Consider the following 16,189-nt stretch of genomic DNA (forward strand, 5'->3'; position numbering starts at 1 on the left):
GCCGGGACAGTGAAGAAAAGGAAGAAGGAATCGTGTTCAGACCCTCCCGTCTGCGCCGCTCCCCCGTCGCCCTCGCGGGTGTCGCCCTCGCGGGCGCGGCCGCGCTCGCCGGCGCCGGCATCCTCGCGGGTGCGCCTGCGGTCGCCTATCCCGGCGGCCAGCATGCCGACCACTCCGACCAGACCGTCACCCCGATCAAGCACCTCGTCGTGATCTTCGACGAGAACATCTCGTTCGACCACTACTTCGGGACCTACCCGAACGCGGCGAACACCGACGGGATGCCGTTCACCGCCTCCCCGAAGACACCGAAGGCGAACACCCTCGCCACCTCGGGAACCCTGACGAACAATCCCAACCTGTACGCGCCGAAGCGGCTCACCTCCGGCCAGGCTGTGACCTGCGACCAGAACCACAGCTACGCCGCCGAGCAGGCGGCTGTGGACGGCGGCAAGATGGACCAGTTCGTGCAGAAGACCGAGACCGACACCTGCACCGGCGCCTACGCGGCTCCGGGGCTCGTGATGGACTACTACGACGGCAACACGGTCACCGGGCTCTGGAACTACGCGCAGAACTACGCCATGAGCGACAACAGCTGGGACACCACGTTCGGACCGTCGACGCCGGGCGCGCTCAACCTCATCTCGGGCCAGACCCATGGGGGCACGGCGTACGACCCGAAGACGGGAGCGGTGCTCACCACCTCGACGGCGGTCCAGTCGGCGAACGCCCAGGGCGTCGGAACCGTGATCGGCGACCCCGACCCGGCCTACGACGACTGCTCGGACAACGACCACACGGCGTCCTCGGCCGTCGTCGGGATGTCCGGCCGCAATGTCGGCGACCTGCTCAACTCGCGGGGCGTGACGTGGGGATGGTTCCAGGGCGGCTTCACGCCGACCACCGCGTGGAACGGCCAGACCGGCTCCTACGCCAAGTGCGACGCGACCACCGCGAACATCGCGGGCGCGACGCCGAAGGACTACTCGCCGCACCACTCGCCGTTCCAGTACTACAAGTCCACGTCGAACCCGCACCACCTCCCGCCGACGTCGGTGAAGGCTATCGGGCACACCGACCAGGCCAACCACCAGTACGACCTGACCTCGTTCGATTCGGCGCTCAAGGGGAACAACCTCCCGGCGGTGTCGTTCCTGAAGGCGCCAGAGGCTCAGGACGGTCACGCGGGCTACTCCGACCCGATCGACGAGCAGAAGTTCCTCGTCAACGAGATCAACGCCATCCAGAAGTCGAGCAGCTGGTCGAGCACGGCGGTCGTCCTGGCGTACGACGACTCGGACGGCTGGTACGACCATGTGGCCCCGAAGGTCACGAACGGGTCGAACGATCCGGCCGTCGACTCCACGGTCTGCACCAGCGTCACCAAGGTGGCCGGCGGCTACGCCGACCGCTGCGGACCCAGCCAGCGCCTGCCGCTGCTGGTCGTGTCGCCCTGGGCGGCGCAGAACCGCGTCGACCACACGCCGACCGACCAGACCAGCGTCCTCCGCTTCATCGAGAACAACTGGCTGACCGGCCGCATCGGTGACGCGTCGTTCGACACGCGTGCCGGCTCGCTCGGCGGCCTGTTCGACTGGTTCCACCCGCAGCAGCGCGAGGTGCTGCTCGACCCGACGTCCGGCGCGGTGAGCTCGGTCGTCTCCACCCGCCCGCACTGGCCGGCGCCGCCGCGCGGCGGCTGGAACGCGCAGCCGTAAGTCACGTCTGAGGGGCGGTCCGCCGGTGCGGACCGCCCCTCTCGTGTGCCGTTGAAGGAGGATGAGGCCCGAATCTCCTTCGATTGGCAGTGGCGCGAGAGATTCGGCCGGAAATCGTTCGAATCTCCTTCGCTGCGGCACGCCCGCCCGCGTGATGCGTCAGTCGATCAGGCCGAGGCCGACGAGGCGGCGGAGCACATCCACGCCGGCGGGCGGGCAGCGGTTCGCGTCGGCGCTGGTCGTCCAGTGCACAGCACCCACCTCGCCGGACGGCACCGGGTCGTCGTCCGTCCAGCCCCGGAACACCCGCATGTGCACCTGGCGGCCATCCGGCTCGCCATGCGCCTGCGTCCGCACCTCGAACAGCTCCTCGAGGTCGCCCGGCGTGAACTGCAACGCCACTTCCTCGAACGCCTCGCGGGCCGCGGCCTCTGCGGCCGTCTCGCCCGGATCGACCTTCCCGCCGGGCATGTAATAGACCTCGCGTCCGCGTGCGGTGACCATCAGCACTGCCCGGTCGCGCACGACCGCGACGGCGGAGACGATCAGAGGGGCGGCAGTCATGGCTCCACGCTAGCGGGCGGTCTTCGCGCGGCGCTCGCTAGGGCGTCTCCGCCACCTGCTTCAGCTTGCGCAGACCTTTCTCGAAGTCGCCGCCGACCAGCTTCTCGAGGCTCATGACGCGGTAGATCAGTTTCCGCGGCGTCTCCATGCGCCAGGTGACCCGTGTCCCATCCCCGTCCGGCTCCAGGATGAAGCGGAGCTCATTGGAGGAACGGAACGGCCGCGTGAACTCCAGGTGGATGCCGACGTGGTCAGCCTCCACCGCCGTCACCCGCATCCTGCCGGACCCGGCCTTGCGATTGCCGGACCACGCGTAGGTCGAGCCGATCGCGCCGGGCTCTCCCGTGTAGTCGCGGCTGAGGTCGGGATCGAGGTCCTCCCAGGGCGACCATTGCGTCCACTCGGGCAGCCGCGCGATGTGCGGGAGGAGCTGGTCGCGGGTGGCGCGGATCTGCAGGGCGCGCTCGACGGAGAGGGTTCCGGCCATAGCGCGACCCTAGCGTCCGGGAGCGCCACGCGGCGAGGGCATTCCGGCGCACCCCCCGACAGTGGCAGGATCGGGGGCGTGACCGGCCGAACGATGCTGCTCGACAGCGCCTCCCTCTACTTCCGCGCGTTCTACGGCGTGCCTGACACGGTGAAGGCTCCGGACGGCTCCCCCATCAACGCGGTGCGCGGGTTCCTGGACATCATCGCCAAGCTCGTGACGGACTACAGCCCGGATGCGCTGGTCGCCTGCTGGGACGACGACTGGCGTCCGCGTTGGCGGGTCGATCTCATCCCGAGTTACAAGGCGCACCGCGTGGCGAAGGTCGTCCCGGACGGGGTGGATGTGGAGGAGACGCCCGAGGCGCTGGTCGCCCAGGTTCCGGTGATCCGCGAGGTGCTCGACGCCGTCGGCATCCCGATCGTCGGAGCTTCTCTCGCCGAGGCCGACGACGTCATCGGGACGCTTGCGACCCACGGTGAGGGGCCGGTGGATGTGGTGACCGGCGACCGGGACCTGTTCCAGCTCGTCGACGACGCGCGCAAGGTGCGCATCATCTATACCGCTCGCGGCATGAGCAACCTGGAGCTGGTCACCGGCGACGTCCTCGAGCGGAAGTACGGGGTCCGGGCCGACCAGTACGCCGACTTCGCGGCAATGCGCGGCGACTCCTCCGACGGCCTCCCCGGCGTCGCCGGCATCGGCGAGAAGACCGCCGCAGCGCTGCTCGCCGAGTACGGCGATCTCGCCGGGATCATCGCCGCAGCGGAAGATTCCGCTAGCGGCATGAAGCCGGCGGCCCGGGCACGTTTCGCCGCCGCACGCGACTACCTCGCGGTCGCACCGCAGGTCGTCGGGGTGATGCGCGACCTCCCGCTGCGCGAGGTGGATGCGCGACTGACCTCCCCGACGACCGATCAGCGGGCGGCACTCGATGCGCTCTCGGAGCGCTGGGGACTCGGCGGCTCGCTGGACCGCCTGCTGACCGCACTCGACCGCTGACGGGAGTGGGCGGGCGCCGGTCAGCCGTCGGGTGCCCACCGCCACAGCTCGCGTTGCGTGAGCAGCGCCAGCTCGCGGAGCACGTCCAGGTCGGCCTCACCGTCGGCGCGCGCTCGCGGTGAACGTCCGAAGACGCACAGAGCTCCGATGCGCGTGCCGTCCGGAGCCTCAACGGGGTAGCCGGCGTAATAGCGCAAGCCGGCGGGGCCGGTCACGAGCGCGTTGGCCGCGAAACGGACGTCCTCTGCGGCGTTCGGAACGACCATGCCGTCGGGAGTCTCAATGGTGTGGATGCACGCCGACTGCTCGATGGGGATCTGCCTGAGCACGGAGCCCGTCGACGCCAGCGGCCACTCGTTCCGGTCATCGAGGACCGTGAACATGGCGATCTCGGTACCGAGCGTGCGCTTGGCCGTACCCACGATTCCGTCGAGCCGGGCGTCTCCACCGCGGAGGCTGAGCTGGAGACGCTCGATCGCATCCACCCGGTCGCCACCATCGTTGGTGGGCGTCGCCCGCTGCGCCTCGCGCTCCTGAAGCGCGGGAGCCAGGACGTCGACGATCTGGCGGGCCCAGAACAGGTAGTCGGCAGGGGTGCGGTGCCGACGCGCGTGTCGCGTCGACGCATCCGGGGCGGGGGCGTCGAGTTGGGCGTACAGCGCGCCCGTCTCGCGGCACACGGTTCGAGCGGTGGCGTCGAGCCGTTCTCCGTGACACTGCGCCACTCCGCCTGCGAAGCTGTCGTCCGGGGCGATGGAGCGGAGCGGCTGGGCGCCGAGCCAGACCACCGAGCGCGGGCCGCACGAGCGCACGTGGGTGAGCAACCGGCGCAGGCGTTCCCCCCACGCGTGTGCTTCTTCGAGCCGGACCGCATCGGCCTCGGCGCCGCTCAGGATCACGGCATCGTAGCGTTCGAACCTCGCCCCGTCGACCAGTCGCGGCAGACGCCGAACCCCGGCCGACGGGTGCGGGACGACATCCACGACGGCGCCTCGGCCGGTGGCCGCGGCCAGCTGCCGCGCGATGGCGCCGGGCAGCGCCATATCGTGGCTCCGGACCCCCCACCCGACGGCCGGACCGGACCCGACCAGGAGCACACGGAGGGAGCGGCGCCCTGCGGCGTACGCCTGACGGCTGCCCTCGGGCTGGACAAGGCGGGAGCGGATGGCGCCGACGCGCGCACGCCACGCGACCATCGCCAGGCGGCGTGGCAGCGACAGCGGTTCGTCGTGCACGATTCGAACGTAACCCGGCCCCATTGGCTCCCCCGTCCCGGTGCCCCGGGTGTGTTCGTTGCAGCGAAGCCCGACGCGGCGGACTGGCCACGGCTGGGCCCCGCGCACCGGAAGCGGAGGAGTTGCGGCCAGTTCCGCCCCCGAGTTCCTCCGTTGTCCGCGATTCGAGGAGCCGCGCAGCCGCACGTCCTCCGTTTCCGGTGGGGCCACGGAGACGGTCAGCAGCGACCGTGGGGCCTACGAAAGGGAGGAGACGCCGCCGCAGGAAGGCCGCCACATGGGAAAGGGAGGAGGACACGGCGAGCGCTGCCGCATCCTCCTCCCTTTCTGCCGGGGCCGAACGGGCTACGGCAGGATGTGGCCCGCCGACGTGAACAGGCGGTACCACTCCTGTCGGGTGAGGGGGATCTCGGAGCCTGCGGCCGAGTCGCGGACGCGCTGCTCGTTCGTCGTGCCGAGTACCACCTGCATTCCGGCCGGGTGGCGGGTGATCCATGCGACGGCGATCGCGGTCGGCGTCACGTCGTACTTCTCGGCCAGCTCCTCGATCACATCGTTGAGTTCCGCGTAGTTCTCGCGGTCACCGAGGAAGACCCCGTCGAAGAAGCCCTTCTGGAACGGTGACCAGGCCTGCAGCACGATGTCGTGCAGCCGGGCGTAGTCGAGGATGCCGTTGTCGCGCGAGATGGACTGGTCGAGTCCGGCCATGTTGGCGGCGACTCCCTGGGCGATGAGCGGCGCGTGGGTGATGCTGAGCTGCACCTGGTTGGCCACCAGCGGCTGGGAGAGCGACCGCTGCAGCAGTTCGATCTGCCCGGGCGTCTGATTCGAGACGCCGAACGCGCGCACCTTGCCGGCGCTCTGCAGCTCGTCGAACGCGAGCGCGACGTCGTCCGGCTCGATCAGGGTGTCCGGACGGTGCAGCAGCAGGATGTCGAGGTAATCGGTCCGGAGTGCGGCGAGCGACTCATCCACCGAGCGGAGGATGTGCTCGCGCGAGAAGTCGAAGTAGCCGTCGCGGATGCCGACCTTCGACTGGATGACCACCTGGTCGCGCTCGGCCGCCGGGATGGCACCAGCGTCGCCAAAGCGGCGCTCGCTGCCGTGACGTTCCTCGCCGTAGATATCGGCGTGGTCGAACATCGTGATGCCCTCGTCGCGGGCGGTGCGGACGAGGGTGCGGATCTGCTCGTCGTCGAGGGGCGAGATGCGCATGAGTCCGAGGACGACGTTCGACGCCGTGATCTCGGTCCGGGGGAAGGTGAAGGTCTTCATGTCTTCCATCTAACCCCTCGTCAACCCCCTGGCGCCGCGGAATTCTGCGACTACCGTCTGTGATGCTAAAGAAGGAGCACCCCGATGACCATGACGCCTGATTTCCATGTCGCTGTCGAAGATTTCGCGAAGGAGACGGGGCTGCGCGGTCGTCCGCCGGCGATCTCCGGCTACATCGTCAATGCCCTCGGACGCGATTTCCGCGTCACCGACGAGATGGCCCGGATCTTCCTCAACCAGGTCGAGCGCGTCGCCGCGACCGACGCCTCCGCGCTGGTGGTGCTGCGGCACGAGGCCGGCATCGAGCTCCTGCTGGTCACCGACGACAACTCGTTCTCGATCCGCACGGCCACCTCCTCCGCCTCGTAGGCTCGTCCCGTGGACGGCGGGACGGACGAGGACGCGATCGCGCGCATCCACGCGGCCGTCGAGGATGCGGTCAAGACGCTCGAAGCCGCGGCCGCGCGTCAGGAGGCGCTGGCCGAGTTCGTCCCCGCGCGACGGCGATTCCTGATGAGGCGTGAGCCGGTACTGCGTCGGATCGGCGCCGTGTGGCGGCTGGGGGTCTTCCTTCTGGACGCCGAGGGCAGTCTCCGCGCGACGGGATCGCTCGTCCGGGCGACGCCTCCCGGGCGCCCGCAATACCAGTCGCGGTCCGCCGAGGACCGACGCTCGCTTCGGGCCGCGGCCCAGCGCGGGCACTTCCGGGACGGCGAGACCGTGAACTTCGACGCGCCGGCGATCCCCATGGAGGTGTCGGCCCTTCGCGCAACGACCGGTCCGCTGTTCCTGCGCGACAGCAGGCCGATGGTTCGGTGGAGCGCGACGGCCCACGACGCCGACGCCCGCGAATTCGGGGGTTACCTCGCCGAGCGGGTGGAACTGCTGTCCCACCCGCCCGACGGGGCCTGAATCAGACGGCGGGCGACGGGGTGGCGGGGCCCGCGTCGGAGCCGCCCTTGCCGGTGACCTGGTCGATCTTGGCCGAGGCCTTCTCGGTCACCTTGCTGACGGTCTCGCTGACCTTGCCCCCGACGTCGGACGCGGTGCGCCCGGCGAGGTCCTTCACATCGCCCTTCACGTGCTGCACGGTGTCGGACCCGGCGAACCCGCGCCACTTGCGGCGCAGATCCTCGTAAGCGCCGCGCCCTGCGCGCGTCCCGATGACGTACCCGACGGCCACTCCTGCGGCAAAGATGATGATCTTCATGGCGTGCACGGTACGCGCCGAGGCTCGACCGCGACAGCCCCGTCTGGTCCGTCAGGGGCACAATGTGAGCGTGACCGGTGATCGGGCAGGCGACGGAACGGCGATCCTCGTCGAGGGGGCAAGCGACCGCGCGGCCGTGCTGACCGCAGCCGACCTCCTGGGCGTGGACCTCGCGGGCGACGGGGTGCAGGTCGTCCCGATGGGAGGCGCGATGAGCGTCCGGCGTTTCGTCGCGGAGCTGGGGCCGCAGGGAGCGGGGCTGCGGCTGCGTGGCCTGTGCGACGCGGGCGAGGTCCGATTCTTCGAGCGGGCGGGGCTGCCGGACGACGCCGTGTTCGTCTGCCGGCCGGATCTGGAGGCGGAACTGCTCGCCGCCCTCGGCCACGAGCGCACGGCGGCGGTGCTGGAGGCCGAGGGCGACTTGCGCCTGTTCCGGACGTTCCAGCAACAGCCGGCTCAGCGGGAGCGGACTCTCGACCAGCAGCTGCACCGCTTTCTCGGCACGACCTCGGGCCGCAAGGAGCACTACGGCGCTGTGCTCGCCTCCGCACTGCCGGCCGACGAGCTCCCCGCACCGCTCCGCGAGGTGGTGCAGGCGCCGAACTAGGGTGGGGGGATGCCCGAGCCGACCGATCCCGCTCTGCTGGAGCGCCTGAGCACGCTGTTCGCCGCCCGCGACCGCGACGATATGGCGCCGACGATCCGGGCGCTGCTCGCGGTGTACGCCGAGCATCCCGACGACCCGCACGTGCTCTACGAGGTCGGCGGCGCCTACGACACCGCAGGCGAGGAGGAGACGGCGGCGGGATACTACGAGCGCGCTCTGCACGCCGGGCTCGACGGCGACACGCTTCGGAGGTGCCTGCTCCAGTACGGCAGCACCCTGCGCAACCTCGGCCGGTTCGACGAGTCGTTGGCAGCTCTGGACCGGGCCCTGGCACTGTTCCCCGCGTCCGAGTCGGTCCGGGTCTGGCACGCGCTGTCGCTGCACGCCGCCGGGCGCAGCGATGCCGCGGTGGCGGAACTGATGGAGCTGGCGGCCGACGGGATCCGGACGCCCGACCTGCTGCGCTACGAGCCCGCGATCCGCGGGAACGCCGAGTACCTGCGCTCGCTCGACACCGGGAGCTGATCGGCGCTCACGGTGCCAGGAGCGCGGCGACGACCAGCAACGCGGGCACGGCGAACACGGTCGTCAGGAGCACGACATCCCGTGCCACCGCCATCCCGCGCTCGTACCGGGCGGCGAAGTTGTAGACGTTCTGGGCGGTCGGCAGCGCAGCGAGCGCGACCGCCGCGAAGAGCGACTGACCCTCGAGCCCGAACACGAATCGCGCGAAGACGAACGCGACCAGCGGCATCACTGCCGACTTGAGCACGACCGCGGCCACGATCGGAGTGCGCCCGGCGCCCGCCTGCAGCGGACGGGCGCCGACCAGCGACATCCCGAACGCCATCAGCACCAGCGGCACGGCCGCCCCGCCGAGCAGTTCGAACGGCTTCAGGACCGCGTCCGGAAGGGTGAGTCCGCTCACATCCACCAGGATGCCCAGGACGGACGCGATGATCATCGGGTTCCGGAACGGCTGGGTGAGGATCGAGCGGACGGAGACCGCGCCACGGCTGGTCGTGTCCAGCACCGTGAGCGCGATCGGAGCGAAGACGATCAGCTGCAGCAGCAGGACGGGCGCGACGTACGACGCGCTGCCGAGCACGTACACGGCCACCGGGAGGCCGATGTTGTTGGCGTTGACGTAGCCCGAGCCCAGGGCGCCGAGAGTCGTCTCCGGTGCGGGAAGGCGGAAAAACGCACGCGACAGGGCGACGAAGACGGCGGCCGAGACGATCGCCGCAATCGCCGCCACGATCAGTTGCGTCGAGAAGACGACCCGCAGGTCGGCCCGGGCCAGAGTGACGAACAGCAGGGCCGGATTCGTCACGAAGAACGCGATGCGGTTCAGTACGAACGGCGCCGTCGGCCCGCCGATCCCGAGCCGGCCCGCGAGGTAGCCGACGAGGATGACGAAGGCGATGATCCCGAACCCGGTCAGCACACCGCCCATCGCACCAGCCTAGGGGCGCCCCGGACCCCGCCCGGACGCTAACGCCTGCCGGGCCGTGACGGCCGCGCCACCCGCACGGCGAGCGCCACCAGCAGCAGCAGCGCCGCCGCCGCGAACGCCGTGATGGCGACCGGAGCGGACAGCAGCGACCCCGTCAGCCGCGACACGCCGATCCAGGCGAGGCCCCAGGCGGAGGCGACCGCCGGAGCGAAGCGACCACGGTCCCAGACGGCCAGAGCGCAACCGATCGCACCGAACAGCGCCAGCATCCCGATCGCCCAGGCGTGCGGGCTCGCACCGAACCCCCGGAAGCCGACCACCTGCAGCCAGGATGTGACGTTCGCGACCGTCGCGACCATCACCCACCCCAGGTACAGCCCCATCACGCCGTCGAGCAGCACCGCGTCAGCGGTCGACTCCGCCGGGTGCCGGCGCAGGATGACGAACGCCACGATCAGCACGACGAGCAGGGCCACGATCGCGACGACGGAGACCGTCAGCTGACCGGCCTGCACCGAGAGGATCCACGCGGCGTTCAGGAGCAGCGAGCCCAGCACCCAGAACCCGGCCCGACGCTGCCGGTCGCGGGCGGCCTGCGAGGGGAGCGCCTGCCAGACCGCGTAGGCGACGAGACCCGCGTAGACGACAGACCAGATGGCGAAGGCCGGACCCGCGGGCGCGAGCAGCGTCGCATCCGCGCCGAGAGCACCACCGGCGACCTCCGGGATGGGGGTGCCGCCCGCGAAGCCGGAACCGACGACCGCCCCGACCAGCGCCACCACCGCTCCGACGACGACGAGGGTCTGGCGGACTCGGTCGATCGGCATGGGCCGCGCGGCGGCGAGCGTGCTCATGCGACGCACGGTAGCCCAGCGTGGCCCGGCGGGGAAGGGATGCCGCTCAGCGAGGGGCGACGGCCAGCACGACGGTCGCGCCCACCTCGTCGTCGGATTCGATGCTCGGCACCAGCCCCGCCGCACCGAACAGAGCCGCTGACGTCTCCGCCTGCTTCTCGCCCGCCTCGATCAGCAGAGTGCCGCCGGGCGCCAGCCAGGCAGCCGCCTCCGCCGCGATGCGCCGGTGGATATCCAGGCCGTCAGCGCCCCCGTCGAGCGCGACGCCGGGCTCGTGATCACGCGCCTCCGGCGGCATCAGCGGGATCGCCGCGGTCGGCACGTACGGCGCGTTCACGGCGAGCACGTCGATGCGACCGCGGAGCCCGCTCGGCAGGGCCACGAACAGATCGCCCTCGAAGACCCGGTCGGCGGGGAGGTTGTGGCGGGCGCACCGCACGGCGGCCGGGTCGATATCGGTGGCGTACAGGTCGACCGCGGGCACCTCATCCCGGACCACCGCGCCGATCGCCCCGACACCGCAGCACAGGTCGACGACGACGGCAGCGCCCGCGCGATCGACCGCGGCCTGCGCGAGCCCCGCCGCTCGGCGCGCCAGCAGCTCCGTGCGCCGGCGCGGGACGAACACTCCGGGAACGACCCGCAACCGGAGCCCGCAGAACTCGACCCAGCCGAGCAGCGGCTCCAGAGGCTCACCGGCGACGCGGCGGGACACGAGCTCCTCCAGCCGCCGCGGCGACTCCGCCGCTTCGGTCAGCAGCCGCGCCTCGTCTTCGGCGAACACGCACCCCGCGGCCCGCAGACGCTCGACGATCTGACTCGCGACGATCTGACGCTCGACGATCTCAGGATGCGGTTCCGGCACGCGGCCATGCTAGCCGGGGCGAACCCTGCGCCCTACCGATCAGTACGGCTGGGTGGCGAGCAGGCGGGCCAGGTGCGCCGCGTTGTTCGCGACTGTCGCGTTCTGGTTAGCGACCGCCTCCGGCGTCTCGTCCAGATCCTTGTAGTCGACCGAGCCCATGGCCTCGCCGTTCCAGTACGTCGAACCCTGCGACGGGATGCTGAAACCGACATCGTTCAGGCCCTGGAAGAGATCGGCGATGATCGCGTGCGCGCCATCCTCATTTCCGACGACGCCCACGATCGCGACCTTGCCCTCCACCAGCGGACGGCCGTCCTCATCCGTCTCCGACAGCTCCGCGTCGAGGCGCTCGAGCGCGCGCTGCGCGACGGACGAAAGGTGCCCCATCCACGTCGGTGTGACCATGACGAGGATGTCGGACGCGATGATCTGCTCGCGGATGTGCGGCCACTGGTCGCCGACACCCTCGTCGAGCTCCACACCCGGCTTGATGTCGTAATCGGCCAGGCGAACCGCCGTGCCGGTCACGTCGTGCGTCGCGAGTTCGTCCAACAGTTGCCGGGCGAGGAGCTGGCTGCTCGACTCGGAGGGCGACGGCTTCAGGGTGCAGACGAGGGCGAGGGCGGTCAGGGAACGGGTCTCATCGTTCATGTGGCGCAGTGAACGCGCGCCACCCTCAGCGCGCAAGGCTTTCGCAGTCGACCTTGACCTTGCGCCCAGGTGAACGTATGGATGGTTGATGAAGCGAATCCACTACGCAAGCGGTTCACTCCTCACGGGAGACGACATAGCCGATGTCCTGGTGCGATTCGCAGCCGCCCTCGCGCACAACAACGACTCGACCGAAGTGCGCGCACCGGCCATCGAGGAGAGCGGCCGCACCGGAGAGGTGCTCATGCTCCTCGGACCCGCCAGCCAGATCATGGCGGAAGACGAGCCGTTCGCGGGCGAAGAATTGCGGGACGGCCCCTTCGTCGACGACCTCGAGGCCAGGATCGCCGCCCTCGGACCACAACGCGCCGGCTACGTCCAGCACGGCACAGAGGAGCTGCCGGACGTCGACTTCGATCTGCTGTGAGGTCGTCCGATACACGACTGCACTGGTACAACTCTGACCACCGCGTACTATCGGGCGATAACGGGAAGCGGGAGAGGTAATGCAGGTGTTCCACGTCTATATCGACGACTTGAGGTTCACCTTCGTCGATCGCGCTCCGGTGGAGGAGCTGAAAAGCAACATCGTGCAGGCGAGCAGGGATGACGGAGACTTCGTCACCATCTCGCAGTCGAGCCGACCGCCCAGCGAGATCTTCGTGACCAGCCAGACGCGCGTCCGGATCGAGACGGCCACCATTCCCCGCGACCCGGTTTCGGCCGGCGCCGCCGCCGGCGAGGACGACGACGACGCCTTCTGGTTCGACTTCGACTCGCTCGCCTGACGAACGGAAGCCGAACCGACCGCTTCCGCCGGTGCGCCGGACGGGGGATGCTCGTGTCATGCCGATGACGTCTCTCTGGCTCCAAACCTCCCCGCCGATCGCCACCGACTCGTTCGAGTGGGACGGTCACTACGACACGATCGTCGTCGGCGCCGGCCTGACCGGCCTCGCGACCGCCCTCATGCTGACCCGCTCCGGGATGCGCGTGCTCGTGCTCGAAGCACGAACCGTGGGCGCCGTCACCACCGGCAACACGACCGGCAAGGTCAGTCTGCTGCAGGGCACCACGCTGTCCTCCATCCGCCGCCACTCCTCGGACGCCGTGCTGTGCGCGTACGTCGACGGGAACACCGCCGGCCAGGGCTGGCTGCTCGACTTCCTCGAAGAGCAGCGGGTGCCGTTCGAGATCCGCGACGAGATCACCTACGCGACCACGCTCGACGGGCTCGACAAGCTGGACGCGGAACTCGCCGCCGCCCGCTCAGCCGGACTCGACGCTGTGGAGGAGCGGACCACAGAACTCCCGTTCGCCGTCGAAGGCGCCCTGATCCTCGCCGGGCAGGCGCAGGTGCATCCAATGGAGGTCCTCGCCGCGCTCGCCGCCGAGTTCCGACGTCTCGGCGGACGCATCGTCGAGGGCGAGCGGGTGACCGACGTGTCGGCCGCGAAGCCCGCCGTCGTCACCAGCACCTCCGGAACCTCGCGCGCCGACTTCGTCATTCTCGCGACGGGCACGCCCATCCTCGATCGCGGGCTCTACTTCGCCAAAGTCGAGCCGTACCGTTCGTACATCACCGCCTACCGGGTACCCGGCGACATCCCGCGAGGGATGTACCTGTCGGCGGACTCGCCCACGCGATCGCTGCGCACCGCGACCGCGGCGGACGGCAGCGAACTGCTCCTCGTGGGCGGCAACGGCCATCCCGCCGGTCGAGCACCCTCGCCCGCCGAGAAGATCGCCGACCTCACCGCCTGGGCGGAACGCACGTTCCTCGGCGCTGAACGCACCCACTGGTGGGCAGCGCAGGACTACCGCTCCGCAAACCGCGTGCCCTTCGTCGGATGGTTGCCGCGCGGGCGCGGACGGGTCTACCTGGCGACCGGTTACGACAAATGGGGAATGACGAACGCCATCGCCTCCGCGATGACCCTCACGGCCGATCTGACCGGCGAGACCCTGGACTGGTCGCGCATCCTCCACCACCGGGTCACCCGGCCACGCGACATCGCATCCGGTGTCGCCATGAACGCGGAAGTCGGCAAGGCAGCCCTGACGAAATGGGCGGCCGCAGAGACCGGCCCCGAAGTCGGGGACGAGCCGGTCGCCGAAGGCACCGGGACGGTAGGACGTCGCGGCCGCGCGCCCGTCGCCGTCTCGACCGTCGACGGCAACACCTGCGCGCTCACCGCGGTGTGCAGCCACCTCGGCGGCGTCGTCCGCTGGAACGACGCGGAGCTCTCGTGGGACTGCCCGCTGCATGGCTCCCGCTTCGCGCCGGACGGCACTGTACTCGAAGGGCCCGCCACCCAGCCGCTGTCCCCGGCGCCGCCCGCGCGGCCCTCCAACGCCTCTGCCGAAGGGCCCTCCGCCCAGCGGCCCAGCCGGTAGGCCTAGTCAGGCCGTTCCGCGCGGGAGTAGTCTCGCGGCATGACGAATCCTGACGACGAGAGCACGCCGCGCCCCGCCGGACCCGCAGGGGCTGGCGAGCCGACCCCTCCGCCGCCCGCACCCGCCGCTCCTTCCGCTCCTTCCGCTCCTTCCGCTCCTTCCGCTCCTTCCGCTCCTTCCGCTCCCGGCCAGGGCTACCCCGCCGCGCCGCCGCCTCCCCCCGCCTTCCCGGCGTCCAGTGGGTCGCCGGCAGGCGTACCGGTGGTCGCGCCGACCGAGCCGCCGCGTACGGTCAACATCGCCTTCTGGCTATTCGTCGCGGCTGCCGTGCTCAGCGTCATCAGCGGCATCATCACGATCGCAACCATCGGCAACCAGCGTGCGCAGTTCCTCGATGCCGTGCAGAACTCCGACCAGGGCGGCTCGGTGAACGCGCAGAGCGTCGCCGACGCGGTCATCGCGGGCGCGACCGTCTGGGCCATCATCACGCTGATCTTCTGGGCCGTCGCCTTCGTTCTCTTCGCGTTCTTCATGCGACGGGGCGCGAACTGGGCACGCATCGTGCTGACCGTCCTCACCGTCCTGTCGCTGCTGAACATCATCAACGGCTTCGGAACCGGCTTCCTCCAGTTCGCCGCGGCGGTCGTCGCCGTCGTCCTGATCTGGCTGCGCCCGTCGAGCGAGTACTTCGCCGCCGTGAAGGCGTCCAAGGTGCCGCGCGCCTGACACCCATCGTTCGTTTGCGGCCCGCGGATTTCCGCGGGCCGCTTTCGTTTGCTGGGGCGGCATCCGCGCGGGTACCGGAAACGGAGGAGATGCGCTCCGACGCGCCAGGAGAACGCTGGAACCGGAGGACCCGCGGCGCCGCTAGGCCGATGGTTCCTCCGTTCGCGAGGTGGCAGGAGCTCGCACCTTCCCGCGACCGCCTCCACGGTGTCGGCGCGCACGCGTACACTCGCGGCATGGACCTGCGGGATGTCGCCGGCGAGCTCTACGCCGCCGCTCCAGGCGACTTCATCGCCAAGCGGAACGCCGCCGCCGCGGACGCCGACCGGCCGACCGCCCAGCAGATCAAGGCGCTGAGGAAGCCGTCCGCATCCGCATCCGCCATCAACGCGCTGGTGCGCGACGAACCCGACCTGGTCGGCGACGTGCTCGAGATCGGCGCACGGATGCGCGACGCTTTCGCCTCCCGAGACCGGGCCGAGATCCGGTCGCTCACTCAGGAGCGGCAGCGGCTGCTCCAGCGCGCCACGGAGGGACTCGACCTCAGCCCGGCAGTGCAGCGCGAGGTCGAAGAGACCCTCCAGGCGGCGGTGATCGACCCGGCAGCCGCGGCGGCGGTCCGCAGCGGGATGCTGGTCCGCGCCCTCGAGTCCACCGGGCTCGAACAGGTCGACGTGTCCGAAGCCGTGGCGTTGCCGGTCGAGATCGAGGACTTCCCCGCGCCGACCCCTGGGCGGCGGCGGAAGGTTGCCCAGGAAGCGGCCGCACAGCGGGCCGAGTCGAGCGATGCGGACGCGGCCGCCTCGACGGGCGAGGAGCCGAGCGCGGAGCCGGCCGAGTCGCCGAGCGAACGCCGCGAACGGGAGCGCCGCGTCCGCGCCGCCGAGAAGACCCTCGAACGCGCCCGCGGCGATGCGGAGTCGGTCGACGACGAGCTCGACGAGACGGTGGACCGCCGCGGCGATCTGGAGGCCGAGCGCGAACGCCTCCAGCGTCTCCTGCAGCGGACTATGGACGACCTCACCGAGACCCGCTCCGCCGAGCGGGAGCTACGGCATCGGCTCTCCGACGCGCAGCGGGCCGTCCGCGAAGCCGAGAAGGCGCTCCGCGAAGCGCGCGACGACTGACGCACCGACCCG

20 protein-coding genes are annotated in these 16,189 nt (G+C 70.5%); 11 read left to right on the plus strand and 9 right to left on the minus strand.

What is annotated here, in order from left to right:
* Positions 1-32 precede the first annotated feature (32 nt).
* Positions 33-1,721, plus strand: a complete 1,689-nt coding sequence (locus AB4Y74_RS16035) for a phospholipase C (RefSeq protein WP_441800060.1) — start codon at positions 33-35, stop codon at positions 1,719-1,721.
* 159 nt (positions 1,722-1,880) lie between these two features.
* Here AB4Y74_RS16035 and AB4Y74_RS16040 read toward each other — a convergent pair whose 3' ends face one another.
* The gene (locus AB4Y74_RS16040; protein WP_441800061.1) at positions 1,881-2,285 is read right to left on the minus strand and encodes an NUDIX domain-containing protein; all 405 of its coding nucleotides are present in this window, start codon (positions 2,283-2,285) and stop codon (positions 1,881-1,883) included.
* Positions 2,286-2,322: 37 nt separating this feature from the next.
* On the minus strand, positions 2,323-2,772 hold the full coding sequence (locus AB4Y74_RS16045; RefSeq protein WP_441800062.1) for an SRPBCC family protein: 450 nt from the start codon (positions 2,770-2,772) through the stop codon (positions 2,323-2,325).
* Positions 2,773-2,865: 93 nt separating this feature from the next.
* Between AB4Y74_RS16045 and AB4Y74_RS16050 the strand changes: the two genes are divergently transcribed.
* Positions 2,866-3,774, plus strand: coding sequence for a 5'-3' exonuclease (locus AB4Y74_RS16050; protein WP_441800465.1), 909 nt, complete (start codon positions 2,866-2,868; stop codon positions 3,772-3,774).
* A gap of 20 nt (positions 3,775-3,794) precedes the next feature.
* Here AB4Y74_RS16050 and AB4Y74_RS16055 read toward each other — a convergent pair whose 3' ends face one another.
* A complete protein-coding gene (locus AB4Y74_RS16055; RefSeq protein WP_441800063.1) occupies positions 3,795-5,009 on the minus strand; it encodes a hypothetical protein in 1,215 nt (404 codons plus the stop codon).
* Positions 5,010-5,354: 345 nt separating this feature from the next.
* The gene (locus AB4Y74_RS16060; protein WP_441800064.1) at positions 5,355-6,284 is read right to left on the minus strand and encodes an aldo/keto reductase; all 930 of its coding nucleotides are present in this window, start codon (positions 6,282-6,284) and stop codon (positions 5,355-5,357) included.
* A gap of 84 nt (positions 6,285-6,368) precedes the next feature.
* Here AB4Y74_RS16060 and AB4Y74_RS16065 point away from each other — a divergent pair, with 84 nt between their 5' ends.
* Positions 6,369-6,653 (plus strand): TetR family transcriptional regulator, encoded by a 285-nt coding sequence (locus AB4Y74_RS16065; RefSeq protein ID WP_441800065.1) that lies wholly within the window; start codon positions 6,369-6,371, stop codon positions 6,651-6,653.
* A 9-nt stretch (positions 6,654-6,662) separates the two neighbouring features.
* Positions 6,663-7,196 carry a hypothetical protein gene (locus AB4Y74_RS16070; RefSeq protein ID WP_441800066.1) on the plus strand — a complete coding sequence of 178 codons (534 nt, stop codon included), beginning with the start codon at positions 6,663-6,665 and terminating at the stop codon, positions 7,194-7,196.
* A gap of 1 nt (position 7,197) precedes the next feature.
* On the opposite strand, the gene AB4Y74_RS16075 is transcribed toward AB4Y74_RS16070, so the two are convergent.
* Positions 7,198-7,494, minus strand: a complete 297-nt coding sequence (locus AB4Y74_RS16075) for a hypothetical protein (protein WP_441800067.1) — start codon at positions 7,492-7,494, stop codon at positions 7,198-7,200.
* A 70-nt stretch (positions 7,495-7,564) separates the two neighbouring features.
* Between AB4Y74_RS16075 and AB4Y74_RS16080 the strand changes: the two genes are divergently transcribed.
* Together AB4Y74_RS16080 and AB4Y74_RS16085 are read left to right on the plus strand one after the other, a co-directional pair.
* Positions 7,565-8,101, plus strand: coding sequence for a TOPRIM nucleotidyl transferase/hydrolase domain-containing protein (locus tag AB4Y74_RS16080; RefSeq protein ID WP_441800068.1), 537 nt, complete (start codon positions 7,565-7,567; stop codon positions 8,099-8,101).
* A gap of 9 nt (positions 8,102-8,110) precedes the next feature.
* Positions 8,111-8,626, plus strand: coding sequence for a tetratricopeptide repeat protein (locus AB4Y74_RS16085; RefSeq protein ID WP_441800069.1), 516 nt, complete (start codon positions 8,111-8,113; stop codon positions 8,624-8,626).
* Positions 8,627-8,633: 7 nt separating this feature from the next.
* Here the strand turns inward: AB4Y74_RS16085 and AB4Y74_RS16090 are convergent, their stop codons facing one another.
* Genes AB4Y74_RS16090 through AB4Y74_RS16105 form a run of 4 tightly spaced genes read right to left on the minus strand, consistent with a single transcriptional unit; the run spans position 8,634 to position 11,927 of the window.
* Positions 8,634-9,557, minus strand: a complete 924-nt coding sequence (locus AB4Y74_RS16090) for an AEC family transporter (RefSeq protein WP_441800070.1) — start codon at positions 9,555-9,557, stop codon at positions 8,634-8,636.
* A 38-nt stretch (positions 9,558-9,595) separates the two neighbouring features.
* Positions 9,596-10,411, minus strand: coding sequence for a tryptophan-rich sensory protein (locus tag AB4Y74_RS16095; protein WP_441800071.1), 816 nt, complete (start codon positions 10,409-10,411; stop codon positions 9,596-9,598).
* A 46-nt stretch (positions 10,412-10,457) separates the two neighbouring features.
* Positions 10,458-11,276, minus strand: coding sequence for a putative protein N(5)-glutamine methyltransferase (locus AB4Y74_RS16100; protein ID WP_441800072.1), 819 nt, complete (start codon positions 11,274-11,276; stop codon positions 10,458-10,460).
* Between the two features lie 39 nt (positions 11,277-11,315).
* On the minus strand, positions 11,316-11,927 hold the full coding sequence (locus tag AB4Y74_RS16105; RefSeq protein WP_441800073.1) for a flavodoxin family protein: 612 nt from the start codon (positions 11,925-11,927) through the stop codon (positions 11,316-11,318).
* Between the two features lie 88 nt (positions 11,928-12,015).
* Here AB4Y74_RS16105 and AB4Y74_RS16110 point away from each other — a divergent pair, with 88 nt between their 5' ends.
* From AB4Y74_RS16110 to AB4Y74_RS16130, 5 genes are all read left to right on the plus strand, one after another.
* Positions 12,016-12,354, plus strand: a complete 339-nt coding sequence (locus AB4Y74_RS16110) for a hypothetical protein (protein ID WP_441800074.1) — start codon at positions 12,016-12,018, stop codon at positions 12,352-12,354.
* A 79-nt stretch (positions 12,355-12,433) separates the two neighbouring features.
* Positions 12,434-12,715: a hypothetical protein gene (locus AB4Y74_RS16115; RefSeq protein ID WP_441800075.1), complete on the plus strand. Its 282-nt coding sequence runs from the start codon at positions 12,434-12,436 to the stop codon at positions 12,713-12,715.
* Positions 12,716-12,779: 64 nt separating this feature from the next.
* Positions 12,780-14,324, plus strand: coding sequence for an FAD-dependent oxidoreductase (locus tag AB4Y74_RS16120; RefSeq protein ID WP_441800466.1), 1,545 nt, complete (start codon positions 12,780-12,782; stop codon positions 14,322-14,324).
* Positions 14,325-14,585: 261 nt separating this feature from the next.
* Positions 14,586-15,050 carry a hypothetical protein gene (locus AB4Y74_RS16125; protein WP_441800076.1) on the plus strand — a complete coding sequence of 155 codons (465 nt, stop codon included), beginning with the start codon at positions 14,586-14,588 and terminating at the stop codon, positions 15,048-15,050.
* 236 nt (positions 15,051-15,286) lie between these two features.
* Positions 15,287-16,177 (plus strand): hypothetical protein, encoded by an 891-nt coding sequence (locus tag AB4Y74_RS16130; RefSeq protein WP_441800077.1) that lies wholly within the window; start codon positions 15,287-15,289, stop codon positions 16,175-16,177.
* Positions 16,178-16,189: the final 12 nt, after the last annotated feature.

Source organism: Leifsonia sp. RAF41 (genome assembly GCF_052114085.1).
Taxonomy (GTDB): Bacteria; Actinomycetota; Actinomycetes; order Actinomycetales; family Microbacteriaceae; genus Leifsonia.